Genomic DNA, 18,789 nt, shown 5'->3' on the forward strand with positions numbered 1-18,789 from the left:
TACTGACTTCGGCTCGTCAGGGTGAACTTTCCCGAAGTCCCTGATGGGCTTGGTGTGGTGGCTGTATTCGATGGTGTGTGAGGTATTCGGATGGGGGCGGGCTGACCGTTGCGGGACGGGTGCGTCGGGAGTCGGTGCGGATGCAGGCGGCCGAGCTGTTCGAGCAGGAGGTCAAGCCGCCGGAAGTGGCACGGCGTCTGCGGGTGAGTCTGAAGTCGGCTTATCAGTGGCACCAGTTGTGGCGCGAGGGCGGGGTCGGGGCGCTGGCGTCACGCGGTCCGAGTGGGTCGCGGTGCCGGCTGTCTCCGCGCTGCCTGGAGAAGCTCGCCGTGTATCTGGAGCAGGGTCCGGCCGCGCATGGCTGGGTGGAGGACCAGGTGTGGACCGCGGCGCGGGTGGCCACGCTGATCGGCCGGAAGTTCCACGTCTCGTACAGCGTCTCGGGCGCCACGAGGCTGATGCACCGGCTCGGCTTCAGCCCGCAGGTCCCCGCGCGCAGGGTGGCCGAGCGGGACGAGCAGGCCGTCACCGCGTGGAAGGAGGCGACCTGGGCGGAGGTAAAAGAGCCCGGGCGGCCTGCGGGGGCTACATCTGCTTCGAGGACGAGGCAGGCTTCACCCGCCGTCCGCCCAGAGGACGCACCTGGGGCCGGCGAGGCCGCACGCCAGTCGTGACGGTCAGTGGCCGACGCTCGGGACGCCTGTCCGTGGCGGGACTGATCGCCATGCGGCCGGGCTCGCGTACCCGGCTGTGCCACCGCCTGCGTACCCACCCCGCGGGCAAGGGACAGCGCCGCAGCATGGGCGAGCGCGACTTCATCGCTCTGGTCGACGGCGTGCACCAGCTCGTCAAGGCGCCGATCTTGCTGGTCTGGGACCGCCTGAACACCCACGTCTCCCACGCCATGCGCGAGTTGATCGCCGAGCGTGCATGGCTGACGGTGTTCCTGCTTCCCGCCTACTCGCCCGACCTCAACCCCGTCGAGTGGGTCTGGGCGCACGTCAAACGAAGCCTGGCCAACCTCGCCGTCATGGCCCTCGACCGACTCGAGGCCCTCGTCCGCAACCGGCTCAAGCGCCTGCAGTACCGCCCCGACACCCTCGACGGCTTCATAGCCGGCACCGGCCTGACCCTCGACACCCCGACCTCACCCTGACGAGCCGAAGTCAGTAGTTCCGTCGCCGGTACGGGCCGGGCCGCGGCCGCCGCGTCGACGTCGCGCCTGACGATGCGTCCGCCGGGTCCGGTGCCGGTGAGGGCCTCGATGTCGAGGCCCGCCTCCCGGGCCAGCCTGCGGGCCAGCGGACTGCTGAAGACGCGCCCGCCGCGATCCGGCTCACCGGACGCCGCAGCGGCGGGGGCCGGGGAGGCCGGGCGCTGAGCGTCCGACTCCTCCGGTACGTCCCGGCGCACTGCCTGCGGGGCGGCGGCGGGCGTGCCGACGCCGAGCTCCGCCAGCAGTGCGTCGAGGTCACCGGCCTGCTCTCCGACGGCACCGAGCACGGCGATCGGGTCGCCCACCTCGATCTCGACACCGGCCTCGTACAGCGTCTTGAGCAGGACGCCGTCCTGCTCGGCGGCGACGTCCACCTCGGCCTTGTCGGTCTCGATGGAGACCAGCGCGTCGTCCTTGGTGAACGACGCCCCCTCCGCCACCTGCCAGGCGGACAGCACGGCCGTCGCCGCGTCGGCGGCCACGGCGGGCATTCGGAACAGTTCTGCCATGATCAACCCTCCTGGGTGTTCTCTCGTACGGGGAGGGTCAGTTCCCGGTGACCCGCTGGAGCGCGGCCACGACCTCTTCGGTCCGTGCGATGGCCGCCCGCTCCAGCACCTTGCTGATACTGGGCGAGGACTCGCCGGCCTGGACGCGCTCCACCGGCTGGTCGAGCCAGTCGAAGTAGCGGCGCTGGATCTCGTCGGACAGCCAGCCGCCGTAGGAGGTGCCGACGGGGCCCTGCTCGGCGATGAGCACGTTGTTGGTCTTGCGGATGCTCTCGCCGAGGGTTTCCCAGTCGAGACTGGCGCGGTCCAGCCAACGCAGATCGATGACCTCGGCGTCCAGGCCCAGCTGCTCGACGGCCTCCAGGACGTAGTTGGTCATCGCGAGGTACGTCACGACGGTGATCCGCGATCCGGTGCGGCGCACGGCCGCTCTGCCCACGGGCAGGCAGTAGTCGAAGTCGTCCACCGGGCCCGGACCGACCGAGTTGTACAGGTCGGTGTGTTCCAGTACGACGACCGGGTCCTTGCAGGTCAGCGCGGAGTTCATCAGGCCGACGTAGTCGAAGGGCGTGGACGGGGCGACGATCCGCCAGCCCGGGGCCGTGGCGAGGATTCCCGCCGGGTCCATGGAGTGCTGGGAACCGTAGCCGGTGCCCATGGCGACCTTGCTGCGCAGGACGAGCGGGACGCCTGTGCCCTGCCCATCGCCGCCGAACATGTGCCGGGCCTTGCCGATCTGGTTGAAGATCTGGTCGGCCGCGACCCACATGAAGTCGGCGTACATGAACTCCACCACCGGCTTGTACCGGCCGTCGAGCGCGATGCCGCCGGCGAGACCGGCGAAGGCGTTCTCGCTGATCGGGGTGCCCAGGACACGGTCCGGGTGGGCCTCGGCCAGGCCCTTGGTGGCGCCGTTGGTGCCGCCCTTGAGCCGGTGCACGTCCTCGCCCATGACGACGACCGACGCGTCCTCGGCCATGCGCCGGCTCATCACCTCGGCCACGACGTCGATGAACTTCCGCTGCTCCAGACGCCCCCGGAAGGCGTCCGGCCCGCTGCCGGTGTCGGCGAGGCGCACGCCTTCGAACTCGCTGAGGTCGCCCCGTACGCCGACGTCACGGAAGGACGGGTCGGGCCACTCGGAGGGCCTGATACGGCGGGTGCCCGGCTTGCCGTCGGGGTCGGGCTCCAGCAGTTCGTCGCCGATGGCGGCCATGACCGCCTTGGCCCGCGCGGTGCTCTCCTCGATCTCGTCGGCGCTCAGCACGCCGTTCTCGACGAGCTGCCGCGAGACGAGGGCCAGCGGGTCGCGGGCCCGCCACTCCTTCTCCTCGTCCTTGGTGCGGTAGCCGAACGCGCTGCCGGGGAACGGTCCGTTCTGGTGGAAGAAGCGGTAGACCTCGGCCTCGACGATGGTCGGCCCGCCACCGGCCCGCATGTGGTCCACGGCCTCGTTCATGGCCATGTACACGGCGAGCGGGTCCATGCCGTCCACACGCCAGCTGGGGATGTTGAAGCCCAGACCGCGCGCCGAGAGCCGGGGCTCGGCCGTCGCCTCGTCCACGTGGGTGGAGACGGCGTACTTGTTGTTCTCGATGAAGAAGCAGACCGGAAGCTTCCAGGCGGCGGCGAGGTTCATCGTCTCCAGCACGGAGCCGATGTTGACCGCGCCGTCCCCGAAGTAGGTCACCGAGACGGCATCGGTGCCGGCCTGCCGCGCCGACCAGGCGAACCCGGCGGCCTGCGGCACGCCGCCGCCGACGATCGCGTTGGTGCCCATGGCCCCGGCCTCGCGCCACTGCAGATGCATGGATCCGCCCCGGCCCCGGCAGAAGCCCCTGGCCAGCCCGCAGATCTCGGCCAGACTGCGCTGCAGGACGGTGCGCACCCCGTCGTCGACGGGTCGGCGCAGATCGATGCCGCCGGGCGCGACGTATCCCAGTGCCTTGGCCAGGAACTGGTGGTGTCCCCGGTGCGAGCCGCCGACGAAGTCGGCACCGGTCAGCGGCAGTACGGAGCCGACGGCGCCGCCCTCCTGACCGATGCTGGAGTGCGCCGGCCCATGGACCAGCCCCTGGCCCGCCAGGTCGAGGACGTACTCCTCGAAGGTCCTGATCAGCAAGGTCTGGGTGAACATCGAGGTCAGCAGCCGCGGGTCCGCGCCGTGCCAGTCCTTCTTGGTTGCCGTCACCTCGGTCCAGGGTGACGCGGGGGCCAGTTTCCGGTGTGTGGGCATGAGCACTCTCCTGTGTGATTCGGTGAGCACTGTCGCAGCGAATGGATCCATAGCCAATACCTCGTCACCGGAACGTTACATTCAGGTATCCGAAGAGTCCATTGACTAAGGCACCTGTGACGGCGCAAGGTGATGGACATGGAAGAGAAATGGATCCATTCGACGGGTGACTGGAAGCAGGGGCTTCCGGGACTGGCCGGTGTCGAACACATCGGCTTCACCGTTCCCGACCTCGAAGAGGCGACCCGCTTCTTCGTCGAGGTGATCGGCTGCGAACACGCCTACTCGCTCGGTCCGTTCCGCTCCGACGGCACCTGGATGAGCGACCATCTCGGTGTCCACCCGCGTGCCGTGATGCGCGAACTGCGCTTCTTCCGCTGCGCCGGAGGTCCGAACTTCGAGATCTTCGAGTACGAGGCCCCCGGGCAGGAGACGAGGCCGCCGCGCAACAGCGACATCGGCGGTCACCACCTCGCCTTCTACGTCACCGACCTCGATGCCGCCGTGGCGCACCTGCGGCGGCACGGCGTACGGATCCTGGGCGAGCCCACGGACAGCTCGGGCCCGAGCACGGGGCAGCGCTGGGTCTACTTCCTCACGCCCTGGGGGATGCAGCTGGAGCTGGTCTCGTATCCGGAAGGCAAGCGGTACGAAGCCGACTCGCCGGTACGGCTGTGGCAACCTTCCGTCTGAACACGCTGCCGCGACACCGCATCAGGGAGAGTCATGTCACGCAAGCCGACCGCCGGATCCGAACCGTCCGGATCCAGCAAGTCCGGGCCCGGCGCGTCCGGGTCCGGCACCGCAGTCGCCAGCCAGCGCGTCGCGGATCATCTGCGTGCCGCCATCCTGAGCGGTGAACTGCGCCCCGGCGCACGGATCATGCAGGAGCAGGTCGCCGCCCGGCTCGGCGCCAGCCGGCTGCCCGTACGCGAGGCCCTGCGGATACTGGCGGCCGAGGGGCTGACCGTCGTGAAGTCCAACAGCGGCGCCTGGGTCTCCAGAATGGACATGGCGGAGTGCGAGGGCGTCTACAAGATCCGCGAACGCCTGGAACCGCTCGCCCTCGGCGAGAGCATTCCGAACCTGACCGCCGAGCAGGTCGCCGAACTGGAGACGACCGCCCGGCAGATCGAGCTCACCACCGACGTGGACCGCTTCCTGGCCCTCGACCGCCGTCTGCATCTGCTCACCTATGCCGGATGCCGTGTCGCCCAGATCACCACCATGGTCGACCGGTTCTGGAACACCACACAGCACTACCGCCGCGCCTTCGCCCGGCTCGCGGGCGACAGCGGCTGGGAACTGATCCACGCCGAACACCGCCTGATCATCGATGCGATCAAGCGGGCCGACGCCGTCGATGCCGAACGCTTTCTCACCGGCCACATCCGCCGCACCCGGCTGGAACTGGCCCAGCATCCCGAACTGTTCACGGAGGACGACCATGACAACGACCGCATCGCAGACGCAGCAGACCGAGCGGACTGACGCCCTCCCCTTCGAGGGCCGGACCCTCCTCCTGTCCGGCGCGGGCGGCGGCATCGCCCGCGAGGTGGCCCGCCAGTTCCACACCGCCGGCGCCAACCTGGTGCTCGGCGACCTGAACGCCGGGGTGCTGGAGGAGTTCGCCGCGACGCTCGACCCCACGGGCACGACCGTGATCACCCGCACCCTGGACGCGGCCTCGCCGGAGAGCAACAACGCGTTCGTCGCCGCCGCGGTCGAGACGTACGGCTCGGTCGACTTTCTCGTACCGGCGGCCGGGATCTATCCGGAGCAGGCCGTCGCCGACATGACCGACGAGCAGTGGAACACCGTCATCTCGGTCAACCTCAACGGCGTCTTCTACCTCACCCGCGCCGTCCTGCCCCACCTCAACGAGGGCGGCAGCATCGTCAATCTGACCTCCATGGCCGGTCACCGCGGCAGCATCCGGCACGCGCACTACGCGGCGACCAAGGGCGCACTGCTCGCCTTCTCCCGCAGTCTCGCCTGGGAACTCGGTTCCAGGGCACGGATCAACATGGTCTCGCCCGGCATCATCGAGACCTCCATGACCCGCGACTACGTCGCCGCCCGCGGCGACACCGCTCTCGCCGGCACCCCCCTCGGCCGCCTGGGCAGGCCGGAGGAAGTGGCCTCCGTCGTCACCTTCCTGTGCTCGCCCGCGGCGAGCTTCGTGCAGGGCGAGGTCATCCATGTGAACGGCGGCATGCACATGATCTGAGCAGGACCGAGAACACCGGTGGGACAGCGGAAGAACGAGTGGGAACGGCAAGGAACATGACGACCGAAGCGGCGATCTACCCCGACCTGATCGGTAGGTCCGTATGCGTCACCGGCGCCGCGCGCGGCCTGGGCCTGGCGATGGCCGACGCGTACGTACGGGCCGGCTGCCATGTGCTGCTGCTCGACGTCGACGGCGAGGAACTGGACCGGACACGGCCCGCGTTGGCGGCCAGGAGCAGCCCCGGCCAGGTGATCGAGACCGCCACCGCACCGGTCAGCGACCAGGACGCCGTGACGGCGGCGCTCGCCGCGTTCACCGCCCGGACGGGAGACCTGTCCGTGATGGTCGCCAACGCCGGTGTGTCCGCCAATGCACCCTCGCTCGATCTCGAACTGGACCGCTGGAACACGGCGCTGGATGTCAACCTCACCGGAGTCTTCGTCTGCGCACGCGCCGCCGCCCGCATCATGCGCGAGGGCGACGGGGGCGTCGTCCTCACCACGTCGTCGATGTACGGGGTGACCGCCGGACCGGAACGCGCGGCATACTGCGCGACCAAGGCCGCCGTCGCCGCCCTCACCAAGGTCCTGGCCGTCGAGTGGGCCCCCTTCGGCATCCGGGTCAACGCGCTCGCGCCCGGCTACGTCGAGACCGACCTGCTGACCCGGCTCTCGGACGCCGGGCGGCTCGACACACAGGCGCTGCGCCGCCGGACCCCGCGCGGACGTCTGGGCAGCCCCGAGGACATCGCGCATCTCGCCCTCTTCCTGTCCTCCGGGGTGTCCGCGAACATCACCGGCCAGGTGATGGTCAGCGACGGCGGCTGGACCGCCGACGGATACGCGGTGATGCCGGACCGGCCGGAAGTCCGGTAGTGCCACGCCGGCCGGGCCGACTGATCTACAGTTCTCAGGCCAATTCCCGGACCACGGACCTGAGAAGGAATCACGGATTACACCCACTGAGACGTTCGAGTTTCAGGTGGAAGCCCGCCGGCTTCTGCAGAAGATGATCCACTCGATCTACTCGAACAAGGACGTGTTCCTGCGCGAACTCGTCCCCAACGCCTCCAACGCCTCCGACGCGCTCGACAAGCTGCGGCTCGAAGCGCTGCGCGACGACTCGCTCGACGCGGACGTGTCCGACCTCCACGAGGAAGATGTGGCCCCGAGGTCGTTCAGACGGTTGAACGGCGATGTGCGGCCGACCGCGAATCCGAGCGCCCGACGGCGAACGATGTCGGCTGCCTGAACTCCGACGGCGGCGACGGACGCCTGCGGACGCGCGCTGCGCACGCTCTCGGGCAAGGAACGCAGGAGTTCGGGGACGGCGCCCGTGCCGGTGGATGGCAGGTCGGGATGAAAGGTGGGTACGGCCGCGCGCCGTTCGATCACCGCGGCACCGGGGTCACCGTCGCGATCGGGGTCGGGATCGGTGACCTGCCAGGCGAGAGCGGGAACGAGCGTTCCGGCCGGACCGAGTCCAGTACGCGGACTGCCGATCATGGTGGCGGCTCCGCCGTCGACGCGGCCGATGCAGGACAGAGACGGGTGCGCGATCACGGACATGCCTTCCCGGGCCCCGGCCCTGCGCCATCCCTCCATCAGGTCGGTGCTGGTCAGCCCGCCGGTTCGCGGCTCGGTCATTCGCATGCTTGGGATCTCCGTCTTCAGGATGGTGGGGTGCATCGCTTCTCCGTCACCTGGCCGGCTCCGTGCGGAGGAACGTGAGGATCTCCGTCTGGCGGCCTCGGCGCGCACCTCGCACTGATCAGGGCGTCGCAGCTCTCGCCGAAGACGGCCCCGCACGCCGGATCGACCACCCCACCGCGCCACGTGCTGCAGCACGTCCCAGGCGTCTTCGGCGGCGTTCGCGAGCGGGCTGTCCGGGGTGGGAGACGATGCTCGACCGAGACGACGAGCGCGGGCAGCACCGCTGCGAGGCGGCTGTTGGTCCAGTCGCACTGCATCACCGCGCCCACGAAGCCGCCTCCATGAGCACGGACCACGAGCGGGAGGTCGGTTCGGGCGGCCGCTCCGTGTCGGTGACCCCACCCATGTCTCCCCCTGGTCAGGTGTGAGGACCACCGGCCTGAAACCTGCGCCGCAGGGTCTGCTCTCGTACGGAATTCCCACGATGCAGGTTTGCAAGGGAGGGAGTGGACGTGTCCAGACGCACTCAGGGCACTGCAGCAGGACCCGACCGTGCGCGCATCACCGCCGCCGTAACACTGGTCGACCGCGACGGCTCGGAGCCCTTCGGGGCACGGCGACTCGCACAAGAGCTCGGGGTCGCCCCGATGCCGATCTACCACCACATCAAGGGCAGGGCCGCACTGCTGGACGCGATGCCCGAGGCAGTGTTCGCCGAGGTGGCGGCCACCTCGGACGATGGCACCCCCCCCGCTGGGAGGAAGTCGCCCGCCAGACGGCGCACGGCTACCGCGAGATGGCCTACCGGCACCCCGGGGTTCCCGTTGCTGGTGACGCGCCCAGGCTTCGCCGGTGGCCTCTCCGCCCTGAAGGGACTGGTCACCACGATGCGTGAGGCCGGCCTGCCCGATCAGACGGTCGCGGACGCGCCCGGGGCGCTGTTCAGCTTCCTCAACGGCCACCTGCTGGCGCGCACCAGCGAAGGGGCCGGCGCTGTGCCCGCGTTCGACGCCACCGCGTACCCGGCGATGGCCGCGCTCAGCCCTCTCATGGCCGGCTTCGGATCCCTGACAGAGTTCGGCCGGACGCTCGACACCGTGCTCGCCGAGATCAAGGACCGGGCCGCCCCAGGACCCTGCCCGTGTTCGCCCCGGGCGCGCAGGCTGTGCGACGGGCGGTACCAAGGGGCCCGGTCCCGCTTGGCCGCATAACGGTGCTGTCAGCCTTCGTCATTCCTGTAGCACCTCCGGGAAGGGCTGGCTCGAACACGTCATCCTTGACCAGGCCGAGCTCTGTGCCCGGCCAAGGCGTGAGCGCCGATGCGCTGCGAAACCAGCTGGGGCCGGTGGGAAGTACCTCCCGTTTCTCGTGAAAATTCCCGAGCCCGTCGGCCTCCAGCCACTGCTCAAATGGCGGACAAAGCCACTGTCGAACGTGAGGAAGGCCGCACCCCGCCATGATCCCCCACGTCCGCCAAGGTCGGCTTGGACCCGCCCTGAACTGGGATTTTGCATCGGCCACAGCAATGTGATCGCCGCGGGTCCGGCCTTTCCTGGAGATTGCATGACCGATCCAGCATTTCGCTCCGCAGGTCAGCTCGCTGTCGCAGTCGCGGCGAAGGAGGTGTCGAGCATCGAGTTGCTCGACCACTTCCTCGCCCGGGTGGAGCGGCTCGATCCGAAGGTGAACGCCATCGTCGCCCGGGACGAGGAGGGTGCGAGAGCCGCGGCGCTGGCGGCCGACCGCGCGGTCTCCCGTGGCGAGCCGCTCGGCCGCCTGCACGGTGTCCCCGTGACGATCAAGGACAGTCTCGAAGTTGCGGGCATGCGGGCCACCGGGGGTTCGGCCCGCTGGGGACACCACGTCTCGACGAGCGACGCCGAGTCGGTCGCGCGGCTCAAGAACGCGGGAGCGGTCGTCTTCGGCAAGTCCAACATGCCGCCCGACGCACGGGACTGGCAGACCTACAACGAGGTCTACGGGACCACGAACAATCCGTGGGACCCGACCCGCGGACCCGGCGGTTCGTCCGGCGGGTCCGCCGCGGCAGTCGCCGCGGGGCTGACCGGCCTGGAGCTCGGCGGCGACACGGCGGGCTCGATCCGGGTGCCTGCCCACTTCTGCGGCGTCTACGGGCTGCGCCCGTCGTTCGGAATCGTGCCGAGGTACGGGAGCGTCTCGGGACATGCTCCTGGGGCGCTGGCGGATTTCGACATGGCGGTACTCGGCCCGCTCGGCAGGCACGCCGACGACCTCGACCCGGGCCTCGACATCCTCGCGGGAGCGGACCACGACCGCGCCCCGGCATGGTGGCTGGAGCTGCCCGCCGCCCGGGCGAGCGCCCTGCGGGACTTCCGGGTCGCGGCATGGCTCGACGACCCGTTCTGCGCCCTCGACAGCGAGTTGGCCGCGATCATGCAGGCCACGCCGGAAGCGGTGCGGGCCGAGGGCGCCGTCGTGGTCGAGGGCAAGGGACCGGTCGGGCTCGAAGAGACGATGGCCCTCTACCAGCCGTTGCTGATGGCACAGAGCGGGCTGGTCGAGCCGGACGAGTCGTACGCCGGGCTCGTGGAACTCGCCACGGCGGAAGGGGCCGTCGGTGGGTTCGCGTCGGCCCTGACGCTCCGCTTCCGTGACTGGCACGACCTCGACGGGCGTCGTCAGCACTCCCGCCGCCGCTGGGCCGAGTTCTTCCGCGACGTCGATGTGCTCATCTGCCCTGTGAGCCCCACGGCTGCCTTCCCTCACGACCACCGGCCCGACCCCGGCTGGTCGGTCCGGACCCTGCGGGTCGACGGCACCGACCGGCCGTATCACGAGATGCTCACGTGGATGGCGCCCTCGTCCGTCAACCACCTTCCCGCGGCGGTGGCACCTGTCGGGGCGACCCGGGACGGGCTCCCGGTCGGCATCCAGGTGATCGCGCCCTACCTGCACGACCGCACCGCGGTCCAGTTCGTGCGGCGCCTCGCGGAGGTGATCGGCGGGTTCCGCCGTCCCCCGGGATTCTGAGAGCCGTCACCGGGCGCCGTCCTGCGGCGTGGCGGCGGGCGACCTGGCCGCCGCGTTCTCGTCGTGTGCGGAGTACTTCCCTGGCCGAAGGTGCCTGCGGGCAGGCCGGTCGGCCGTGGTCAACCCCGTCGCGGGTCGCGGGGGCGACCCGCCAGGCCCGTCGACAGGGAAGGTGCAGGCAGCCTGCGGTCCGTGACGGGACAATCTTGGCTGCTGCCCCTCGTGCCGGGGCCCGCACCACCTTCGGAACGCTGTTGGTCAATTCGGTCCCGCGCGTGACGTCGGCCTTCAAGACCTCGTTGTGGTCCTGAAGGCCGACGTTGTCGTATGGGTGTGGTGCGGGGTCGGCTTTGTGGGGTGGCACGGACATCGTCGACACTCGTGTCGGTGGCCCCGGCGATGCCGGCCGTTTCCAGGTCGTCGAGGCCGTTGTACCGGTTGGCGGGGGCCTTGCAGGCGGTCGGCTCGTGGGGTGGCTGAAACCTGCTGCGGTGAGCTTTCGTACGGCCACTGCCGGAGCGGGGTGTCCTGGTCGTGCCAGGGAGCCCGGTTGTCGTACTCGGGGTCGTCGTAGCCGGGTCCGATGATGGGCAAGCCGGAAAGCCAGCGGTACGCAGTCGTCATGACGGAACATCGACCGTATCCGAGCGACTTGTCCGACGCCCGCTGGGCCTTGGTGGAACCCGCCCTGACCGCCTGGAGCGAGCTGCACCGTCCCCCAGCTGCAGGAACTGCTCGGCGAGTGGCTCGTGCACTACCGCCACCGCCCCCACCAGGGGCAGGGGCACGAATCAGCTCGACGACATCGCCTCCTGCCCGGACGTGGTCGTTCATGTCCTGCCGCTCTTTCTGGCGAGCTCACGTTCCTTTGCCTGCCGTGCCGGTCTCGGCGGGCGATGGTCCGCGAGCGGGCTCACTGTTGTGGTCCGGAGTCCCTGGTGGCGGAGCGGGCTGCCGCTGCGGTTCGGTGGATGTGTGTCAGCAGCCGCAGCATGACTCCGGGGTCGGTGACCAGTACGCGCCCGTCGGGCTGCGGGCGCAGTGCCCTGGCTGCGCGGGGAACGACGGTGCGCGGGCCGACGAGGTTGCAGCGCGCGCTGGTGAGCAGTTCTTCGACGGAGGTGAACGAACAGGGCAGGGGCGTGACGCCGGCCTCCGTGGTCAGTACGGCGGTCGGCAGGGCCGGCAGCGGAGAGCCCGGGGAGGGCCGACCGAGCCAGTTCAGGGCTGTGGACCAAGGCCAGGGCAGTGGCCCGCCGGCTTCGGGCAGAGCTATCAGCAGCGCGTGCGTGTCCGCCACCAGCGCCCGCAGCTTCTGCACCTGTGGCGGGAGGGAAGAGGTGCCGCGGTCGGCGTGCGCGGGCAGGTCCTCGGGAACCTGGCACAGGTCGATGCGTATACCGCTGGGCCCGGGCACAGCGAGTGCGCGCAGCAGAAGCTCCCCGAAGGGGTCGGTGGTTGCGCCGGCGAACAGGCCGAGCATACGTACTTCGTCCACGGTCGTCTCTTTTCAACGGGAGTTCGACGACAGGGCCCAGGGCTCTGGCGCATGTACGGCAGCGCCCCCGACAGGCGCGCGGCGGCGCGGTCCGACGGGGCGCCACGAAAGGCCCTAACCCTGCCGTGCCGCTTCGGGGCGCAGTCGGCGGGCGATCAGCATGCCCGCGATGGAGAGCAGACCGGTGAGGACGAAGACGCCCAGCAGTGCGGTGCGGGTGGAGCCGCCGTGGTTCTGGGCGAACGCGATGGCCGCGCCGCCGATCCCGGCGATCACGCCGGTCGCCAGGGTCTGGGCGAGTTGCAGTGCGCCGCTGACTTCACCCTGCTGCTCCGGCGGGGCCTGCTCCAGGGTGTCGGTGGTGGAGGCGTTGAAGCCGATACCCATGCCGAGGCCGCCGACGGCCCATCCGACCAGGGCGATCCAGGAGGGGAGTGCGCTGGTCAGGATCGCCGGCGCGATCAGCGCGACGCCCGCCAGCAGGACGGCGAAGCCCAGCACGGTGGAGGCTGTGCGGCTGCCGTTCTTCCCGTTGTCCCGCTTGGCCTGCAGGCCTGAGCCGATGACCCAGGTGATGGCTCCGGCGGACAGGCCCAGACCGGCCAGTGTGGTGCCCATGCCCCGCAGCTGCTGCAGCCCGAGGGGCAGGAAGGCTTCGCTGCCGAAATAGACACCGCACAGCAGGCCACGGACGACGACACCCGCACCGAGGCCGGCCCGGGCGCCGAGGGTGCCTTCCGGGGTGACCCTGCGCAGCGCGGGCACAGCAACGGCGGCACCGGCCACGGCCAGCACGATCAGCAGGACGAGGTTCTTCAGCAGCAGCGCCTGGAGCAGTACGCCGGTGCCCACGGTGAGCAGGATCGCGGCGGCCAGCGGACGCTTCCACCACGGAGTGGCCGGGGCCGTGGCGGTGACGGCTGTTTCTGCGCGGTGCAGGTGGCGCAGGCCGGGCAGGGTGAGCAGCGCGGCCACCGCGGCGATCGGCAGCATGAGCAGGAAGACCGAGCGCCACGTGATGAGGTCGGCGAGGACACCTGTGATAGCGGGGCCGACGAGGGAAGGGATCGTCCAGGCCGAGGACAGCAGGGCATACATCCGGGCTCGCAGGCGCTCGGGGTAGGCAAGTCCGATCATGGTGTAGGCCATGGACATGATGGCTCCTACGCCCAGGCCCTGTCCGAAGCGGCCGACGAGGAACAGTGGCCACGAGGGTGCGGCCCCGGCCACCGCGCAGCCCGCCGCGAAGACGAGCATGCCCAGGGCCATCGGGCGCCAAGGGCCCCGGCGGTCGGCGGCACGCCCGGCGAGCACGGTGCCGATGATGTTGGCGAGCATCAGTGCCGACAGGCCCCACCCGTAAGCGCCCAGGCCGTCGAGGTCCTCCGCGATGCCGGGCAGCACGGTCGCCACCCCGAGGGACTCGAACGCGACCATGCCGACCGACAGCAGGACGCCGAGGGTGAGCGCGCGGTATGCGACCGAGAAGACGCTCTCCTCACCGGCTCCGTCCTCTGCGGGGGAAGAGGGTGCGGCTTCTTCAGGGGCGTGTGCGGGGTCGCTGTCCGTCGCGTCGGCGGAGGTGTGGGACATGGCTTGGGCTCCTGGAAGTATTTCGTTCCGTTCCGCATCGGAACGCAATTGAATGCTACCTATACTTGCCGCATGGTCAACACCAGGAGTGACGGAGGCAGAGCCGGGGCCCGCAAAGCCTCCGGCAGGCCGCGGGATGCCCGAATCGACGAGGCCGTGCCCGAAGCGGTGATGGAGATCCTCAACGAGGTCGGTTACGGCAGCCTCACGCTGGAGGCGGTGGCCGCCCGCGCCGGTACGAGCAAACCCGCGCTGCGTCGCCGCTGGCGCTCCCGCCAGCACCTGGTCGTGTCGGCTCTGGCCCGGATCATCGGCACTACGCCGACCCCCGACACCGGCTGCACGCACTGCGACCTCATTGCCGGTATCGGCACCCTCAGCGAGGCGTTCACCAGCACCGTGGGCCGAAGAGCACTGCCGGCGCTCGTTGCGGACCTCACCAACGACCCCCGACTGGAAAAGGAGTTCAAGGACACCTTCTTCCATCCGCGCCGCGCCACCACTGCCGAAGCACTGCGTCGCGGCATCGACCGGGGTGACATCCGACCCGATGCGGACATCGATCTTCTGCTGGACATGCTGGCGTCGACCACGTACTACCGTGTGCTCTTCGGGCACCTGCCCATCACGCCAGAACTTGCCGAAGACGTCGTATCGGTGGTCATGGTGGGCATCGCCACCAGGCGGTGGCGTGACGAGCACGATCCCTCCGGCGTCGAGGCGGGCGAGTAGGCGGGCAGCAGGAACACCGTCAGCTACTCGCGCTGGCCGATCAGCTCACGCATGGCGTGGGAGATATGGGTGTTCGGTCCTTCCCGCACAGCACGATCGGCGCCTTGACCAACTGGTGCGCCCCTCGATCAAGGTGATGAATGCGCGCTCGCCCATGCTGCGACATTTGCCTCTGCCCGCGGGTGGGAACGCAGGCGGTGGCACAGCCTGGTGCGGCACCGGGCCGCGTGGCGATCGGCCCGGCCACCAACAGGCGTACGGAATGCCGTCCACCGGCCGTCATGCGGCCCCACCGGCCCCGTCGGCCCCGGGTGCGCCCTTGGGGCGGACGGCGAGTAACCGATCATTTCAGAATGAGGTTCGGAGTCGTCTCAAGCAGCCGCCGTTGCAAGCGTGTTGGAGCAGACCGAGATGGCGGTCGGCGCGTTTCTCGTAGCGGGTCCGTAGGCGTTTGAACCGGTGCGGCCGGGCGAAGGTCCGCTCGACGACCCAGCAGGTCTTGCCCGGGCCGGAGTCGTACGGCCTGCCGCGACGGGCGATCTTCGGTGTGATCCCACGGTCCCGGACGAGGCGGCGGTACTTGTCGAAGTCGTAGCCGCGGTCGGCGAACAGCCACCGGGACCGGCGGCGGGGTCGGCCTCGCAGGCCGCGGATGTGCGGAATGGCGTCCAGCAGCGGCATGAACCGGGTGACGTCGTGGCGGTTTCCGCCGGTCAGAGTGGCAGCGAGCGGGGCGCCCTGCCGGTCGACGATCAGGTGGTTCTTGCTGCCGGGACGGGCCCGGTCGACCGGCGAAGGTCCGGTGTGAGCCCCCCTTTGGGAGCCCTGACATGCGAGCCGTCCACTGCCGCGTCATCCATGTCCAGCAGACCGGCCGCCCGCAACTCCGCCAGAAGGACCTCGTGCAGACGAGGCCGGACACCGGCCTCGGTCCAGTCCCTCAACCGCCGCCAAGCGGTCACCCCGCTGCGGCCGACCCTCTCCGCAGGCACATCCACCCAGCTCACACCCTTGCGCAGCACGTAGACAATGCCCCGCGGAGCAGCACGGTCATCCCCCGGCAGATCCTGCCGACACAACACCCAACTGCCAAGCCAGCACACCGATCTCACTCTGAAATGATCAGTTGACCGATCAGCCCCTCGACGGGCTGCCGTTCCGTCGACTCCGTCCTCTCTGCCGCTCGCCATGCCTGCGCCACCGACCGCACTTCTCTATGCGCGTGGTGTGGTCGGTCCGGTCGCCGATGTCGCGCTCGCGTGGCGTCGTTCGCGGTGGCGGGCCACGGCGTCGTTGTTGGCGCAGCGCACTGAGCAGTAGGTGCGTCTGCCGTTGCGGGAGGTGTCGACAAAAGCCAGAGCGCAGTCGCGTCGTGCGCAGCGTCCCAGCCGCTCGGCGTCGGCGGAGCAGATGACGTAGGCGAGTCCGGCCGCGGTGATGGCGCGGATGTGCGCGGCCGGGTCGGCGCCGGTGGCGCTGTAATGCAGGTGGGGCCGTCCATCGTGCAGAGAAATACGGGGGCTGCTCGAAGCGTCGGCGAGGAGCGCGTTGACTGCGTCGCACCGCTCGTCGAGGTGCTGCGGCCCGAAGCATACGGCCAGGCGCCGACTCCATGTCCAGATGGTCTCGGTCTGTGTGGTGGTGAGCGTGCGGTTCACCACGCCGTGTACGGCCAGGAGCTGTTCCAAGTCCGCGGAATGGGGTGTCTCGGTCAGGTTGACCAGGTCGGCGGCAAGTCGGGCGGCTTCACCGCCGTAATGGTTGAACTGCATAAGGCAATTACATCACCGTGTGGCCCGGAACGTACCGGGGCGGCCGAATGAAACGCCGCATGGCTGGCGTGGCCTGCCGAACGACACCGGATGCGACGAGAGCACGGAGGCACGATGGTGCAGGCTGTCCGCTTGCCGCAGCAGGGATCCGCGACGGCGCCGGTGTTGATGCTGGTCCAGATCGCCACTCTTCAGGCGGGGTCGGCCCTCGCCAAGGAGGCATACGCGTCCGCCGGCCCCTCGGCTCCGGCCGGTATGCGGCTGTTCTTCTCCGCCGCGATCCTTCTGCTGCTGGTCCGGCCGTCACTGCGCAAGGTCACGGCGGTGCAGTGACGTGCGGTGATCCCGCTCGGTTTGGTCCTCGCGGCCATGAATATGGCGTACTTCCAGGCCATCAGCCGCCTGCCGATCGGCGTGGCCTCGACCGTGGAGCTGCTCGGCCCGCTCGCCTTGTCGATCGCGTTGTCCCGCCGGCTGGAGCATCTCGCGTGGCATTGCCGGCGCCGGTAGGGGTGCTGCTGCTGACGGGGCCCGGTGCCTCGCTGCCCGCCACCGGGCTGGTGCTGGGAGGTGTCGCCGCGCTGTGCCGGGCCGGGCATGTGGCTCTGAGCCGGCGGGTCGGACAGCTGTTTCCCGACTGGGCAGGCCTGTCACCGGCACTGGCCTGCGGTGCCTGTGTCCTGCCCCCGGTCTCCGCTGTCACCGGCGGTGTCCCAGTGGCGGCCCACCCGGCGGTTCTCCTCACCGGTCTCCTCGTGACCTTTCTGTCCTCGCTGATCCCGTACGCGCTGGACATGGCGGTGCTGCGGCGTATCGATGCCCGTGCTTTCGGGGTGCCTCTCGCGCTGAGTCCAGCTGTGGCGGCGGCTGTGGGATTCCTCCTGCTGCACGAGCAGTTGACCAAGCATCAGTTGACGGCGATCGTGCTGGTCGTCCTGGCCGGTGCCTGGTCGGTGCGGCGGACTGGACGACGTGCCGCACCGAAGTCCCGGCCCGGCACGCCTGCCGGCTGAACCTTCTGCTCGATGTAATGGTTGAACTGTGCTAGGTCATGACAGCATGTTGGTGGCATGAGACCCCTACCCTCGGCCATCGTCGCGCCGTTGCAGGACCGCTGCCCCATCTGCCATGAGTCGACCGAGGGGGCAGCGCGGTGGTGGACGCTGCGATCCCGCCACCGCACGTCCGAGGGCGAGGTCGAGTACTGCATGGGGGGCTGCGGTTGCCTCGTCGTTCTGATCAACGGCGAAATGGTCAAAGCTCTGACCGCCCGCCGTCGGTGAAGTACGAGGAACTGCGGCCCGATGCCCGGCGCGCCGACCACCGAGTACGGCCAGCCGGGAACGGGGATGCGCCGGCCCTCGCCCGGCCTGAATCTCAAGGGCCGGGACATGGCCCCGTGCCCGCGGAACCTGGCGCCCGAAGGCCCGTTCCACGCCTTCCGCTCCGAGCGCGAGGCACGGTGTCCCCGCCGTCCTCCCTACGGCGCGCCGTGCCCGCCGACTGCGGCAGCAGGCGGAAACCGGAGCCCCCTCAAGGCGGCCCGGACCCGCGTCCCGACCCAAAACGCTGGACTGGGAAACCCCGGCCCCAGCGGCTCGCTGAGCTCCTCACAACAGCCGCATGATCAGCGGTGCCGCAAGGACCCCTTGATTTTCGCCCCAGCGGGGTTACGGAGCCGAGGGGAGGCATACGACGTAGACCATGAGGGAAACGCCGCCGTCCCGGTGCACCGCGAAGACCAGCCGACGGCTCACGGAGTTGGCGATCTCCGCACCGTGGTCGCGGCGCACCACGTGCAGCCCGAGATCGAGCGCGGCCGCACTCCCGGCGGCGGTGAGGATGTCGCCGTCGTCCACGAACAGCACATCCGGTTCGAGGCGTACGGACGGGAAGCGGACCCGGAAGGCATCCGCCCACTGCCAGTGCGCGGTGGCCCGGCGCCCGTCCAGGACCCCCGCCTCGGCCAGAGTGAAGGCGCCGCCAGTCAGCACGGCCCCCGGTCGAGCCCCTCGGTCGGATGGTCCGGATCGACCCGCGCCCGGGTTGAATGCACCGTGTCGCACTGCTCCTCGGTCCACACCACGTCATCGGCCATGCGTGTCCGCCCATGATCGAAATGGCGCCGCCTCCGAAGTCGACAGCCCGGTCCGGCACCACGGCGGTTCCCGCGTCGCATTCCGCTCGCCGCGCACAGGAACCAGTCGGTCTTTCGGGGGCTGGTGCCAGACAAGCATTCGGCCCGTTGGACGTTCACCGTATGATCCGCCGACGGGCTGTGGTGCGGATGGGCTCTGCACGGGTGCCCATCGAGCCGAAGTTCAGTGAAACCACGG

General features: G+C 69.8%; 17 protein-coding genes and 6 pseudogenes. 14 read left to right on the plus strand and 9 right to left on the minus strand.

Annotated features, from left to right (window positions below; all coding sequences use genetic code 11):
- Positions 1 to 101 precede the first annotated feature (101 nt).
- Together EAO76_RS38870 and EAO76_RS38875 are read left to right on the plus strand one after the other, a co-directional pair.
- A complete protein-coding gene (locus EAO76_RS38870) occupies positions 102 to 674 on the plus strand; it encodes a winged helix-turn-helix domain-containing protein (protein ID WP_148841089.1) in 573 nt (190 codons plus the stop codon).
- Complete coding sequence (locus tag EAO76_RS38875) at positions 590 to 1,156, plus strand: transposase (RefSeq protein ID WP_148841090.1); 567 nt, start codon at positions 590 to 592, stop codon at positions 1,154 to 1,156. Before EAO76_RS38870 ends, EAO76_RS38875 begins: the two co-directional genes overlap by 85 nt.
- Positions 1,157 to 1,224: 68 nt before the next feature.
- Here the strand turns inward: EAO76_RS38875 and EAO76_RS38880 are convergent.
- Positions 1,225 to 1,725: pseudogene (locus EAO76_RS38880) on the minus strand (biotin/lipoyl-containing protein); the annotation flags it as partial.
- 37 nt (positions 1,726 to 1,762) lie between these two features.
- On the minus strand, positions 1,763 to 3,961 hold the full coding sequence (locus EAO76_RS38885; RefSeq protein ID WP_148840974.1) for a thiamine pyrophosphate-dependent enzyme: 2,199 nt from the start codon (positions 3,959 to 3,961) through the stop codon (positions 1,763 to 1,765).
- A 138-nt stretch (positions 3,962 to 4,099) separates the two neighbouring features.
- Here EAO76_RS38885 and EAO76_RS38890 point away from each other — a divergent pair, with 138 nt between their 5' ends.
- The 5 genes from EAO76_RS38890 to EAO76_RS46970 all read left to right on the plus strand — a co-directional run bounded on the left by EAO76_RS38890 (position 4,100) and on the right by EAO76_RS46970 (position 7,445).
- On the plus strand, positions 4,100 to 4,654 hold the full coding sequence (locus EAO76_RS38890) for a VOC family protein (protein WP_148840975.1): 555 nt from the start codon (positions 4,100 to 4,102) through the stop codon (positions 4,652 to 4,654).
- A 33-nt stretch (positions 4,655 to 4,687) separates the two neighbouring features.
- Positions 4,688 to 5,452, plus strand: coding sequence for a GntR family transcriptional regulator (locus EAO76_RS38895; protein ID WP_148840976.1), 765 nt, complete (start codon positions 4,688 to 4,690; stop codon positions 5,450 to 5,452).
- Positions 5,409 to 6,191: an SDR family NAD(P)-dependent oxidoreductase gene (locus tag EAO76_RS38900; RefSeq protein WP_148840977.1), complete on the plus strand. Its 783-nt coding sequence runs from the start codon at positions 5,409 to 5,411 to the stop codon at positions 6,189 to 6,191. Before EAO76_RS38895 ends, EAO76_RS38900 begins: the two co-directional genes overlap by 44 nt.
- 56 nt (positions 6,192 to 6,247) lie before the next feature.
- The gene (locus EAO76_RS38905; RefSeq protein ID WP_148840978.1) at positions 6,248 to 7,069 is read left to right on the plus strand and encodes an SDR family NAD(P)-dependent oxidoreductase; all 822 of its coding nucleotides are present in this window, start codon (positions 6,248 to 6,250) and stop codon (positions 7,067 to 7,069) included.
- A gap of 106 nt (positions 7,070 to 7,175) precedes the next feature.
- Positions 7,176 to 7,445 (plus strand): hypothetical protein, encoded by a 270-nt coding sequence (locus tag EAO76_RS46970; RefSeq protein ID WP_262376147.1) that lies wholly within the window; start codon positions 7,176 to 7,178, stop codon positions 7,443 to 7,445.
- Here EAO76_RS46970 and EAO76_RS47830 read toward each other — a convergent pair.
- Together EAO76_RS47830 and EAO76_RS46975 are read right to left on the minus strand one after the other, a co-directional pair.
- Positions 7,418 to 7,882: pseudogene (locus EAO76_RS47830) on the minus strand (AAC(3) family N-acetyltransferase); the annotation flags it as partial. The gene EAO76_RS46970 and the pseudogene EAO76_RS47830 overlap by 28 nt on opposite strands.
- Positions 7,883 to 7,941: 59 nt before the next feature.
- A pseudogene (locus tag EAO76_RS46975) lies at positions 7,942 to 8,229 on the minus strand (alpha/beta hydrolase fold domain-containing protein); the annotation flags it as partial.
- Between the two features lie 264 nt (positions 8,230 to 8,493).
- Between EAO76_RS46975 and EAO76_RS44995 the strand changes: the two are divergent.
- The 3 genes and pseudogenes from EAO76_RS44995 to EAO76_RS47835 form a co-directional block, all read left to right on the plus strand.
- Positions 8,494 to 9,057 (plus strand): TetR family transcriptional regulator, encoded by a 564-nt coding sequence (locus EAO76_RS44995; protein WP_222872238.1) that lies wholly within the window; start codon positions 8,494 to 8,496, stop codon positions 9,055 to 9,057.
- Positions 9,058 to 9,409: 352 nt separating this feature from the next.
- On the plus strand, positions 9,410 to 10,858 hold the full coding sequence (locus tag EAO76_RS38930) for an amidase (RefSeq protein ID WP_148840980.1): 1,449 nt from the start codon (positions 9,410 to 9,412) through the stop codon (positions 10,856 to 10,858).
- A 622-nt stretch (positions 10,859 to 11,480) separates the two neighbouring features.
- Positions 11,481 to 11,597, plus strand: a pseudogene (locus tag EAO76_RS47835) (IS5/IS1182 family transposase); the annotation flags it as partial.
- A 174-nt stretch (positions 11,598 to 11,771) separates the two neighbouring features.
- Here the strand turns inward: EAO76_RS47835 and EAO76_RS38935 are convergent.
- Entirely contained in the window at positions 11,772 to 12,356 is a 585-nt protein-coding gene (locus tag EAO76_RS38935; protein WP_148840981.1) for an NAD(P)H-dependent oxidoreductase, read from the minus strand.
- A 114-nt stretch (positions 12,357 to 12,470) separates the two neighbouring features.
- On the minus strand, positions 12,471 to 13,949 hold the full coding sequence (locus EAO76_RS38940; protein WP_148840982.1) for an MFS transporter: 1,479 nt from the start codon (positions 13,947 to 13,949) through the stop codon (positions 12,471 to 12,473).
- A gap of 72 nt (positions 13,950 to 14,021) precedes the next feature.
- On the opposite strand from EAO76_RS38940, the gene EAO76_RS38945 reads away from it, so the two are divergent.
- Complete coding sequence (locus EAO76_RS38945; RefSeq protein ID WP_148840983.1) at positions 14,022 to 14,681, plus strand: TetR/AcrR family transcriptional regulator; 660 nt, start codon at positions 14,022 to 14,024, stop codon at positions 14,679 to 14,681.
- A gap of 348 nt (positions 14,682 to 15,029) precedes the next feature.
- Here EAO76_RS38945 and EAO76_RS38955 read toward each other — a convergent pair.
- Both EAO76_RS38955 and EAO76_RS38960 read right to left on the minus strand, forming a co-directional pair.
- Positions 15,030 to 15,742: pseudogene (locus EAO76_RS38955) on the minus strand (IS5 family transposase); the annotation flags it as partial.
- 153 nt (positions 15,743 to 15,895) lie between these two features.
- Positions 15,896 to 16,453: a CGNR zinc finger domain-containing protein gene (locus tag EAO76_RS38960; protein ID WP_148840984.1), complete on the minus strand. Its 558-nt coding sequence runs from the start codon at positions 16,451 to 16,453 to the stop codon at positions 15,896 to 15,898.
- A 132-nt stretch (positions 16,454 to 16,585) separates the two neighbouring features.
- On the opposite strand from EAO76_RS38960, the gene EAO76_RS45000 reads away from it, so the two are divergent.
- From EAO76_RS45000 to EAO76_RS45010, 3 genes are read left to right on the plus strand one after another with little or no spacing between them, the layout of a single operon-like run.
- Positions 16,586 to 16,786 (plus strand): hypothetical protein, encoded by a 201-nt coding sequence (locus tag EAO76_RS45000; RefSeq protein ID WP_187438967.1) that lies wholly within the window; start codon positions 16,586 to 16,588, stop codon positions 16,784 to 16,786.
- Between the two features lie 6 nt (positions 16,787 to 16,792).
- The gene (locus EAO76_RS45005) at positions 16,793 to 16,963 is read left to right on the plus strand and encodes a hypothetical protein (RefSeq protein ID WP_187438968.1); all 171 of its coding nucleotides are present in this window, start codon (positions 16,793 to 16,795) and stop codon (positions 16,961 to 16,963) included.
- Positions 16,942 to 17,466: a DMT family transporter gene (locus EAO76_RS45010; protein WP_187438969.1), complete on the plus strand. Its 525-nt coding sequence runs from the start codon at positions 16,942 to 16,944 to the stop codon at positions 17,464 to 17,466. The genes EAO76_RS45005 and EAO76_RS45010 overlap by 22 nt, the downstream gene beginning before the upstream one ends.
- A gap of 702 nt (positions 17,467 to 18,168) precedes the next feature.
- On the opposite strand, the pseudogene EAO76_RS38970 reads toward EAO76_RS45010, so the two are convergent.
- Positions 18,169 to 18,447, minus strand: a pseudogene (locus tag EAO76_RS38970) (DJ-1/PfpI family protein); the annotation flags it as partial.
- Positions 18,448 to 18,789: the final 342 nt, after the last annotated feature.

The organism is Streptomyces sp. sk2.1, from assembly GCF_008120935.1.
Classification (GTDB): Bacteria; Actinomycetota; Actinomycetes; order Streptomycetales; family Streptomycetaceae; genus Streptomyces.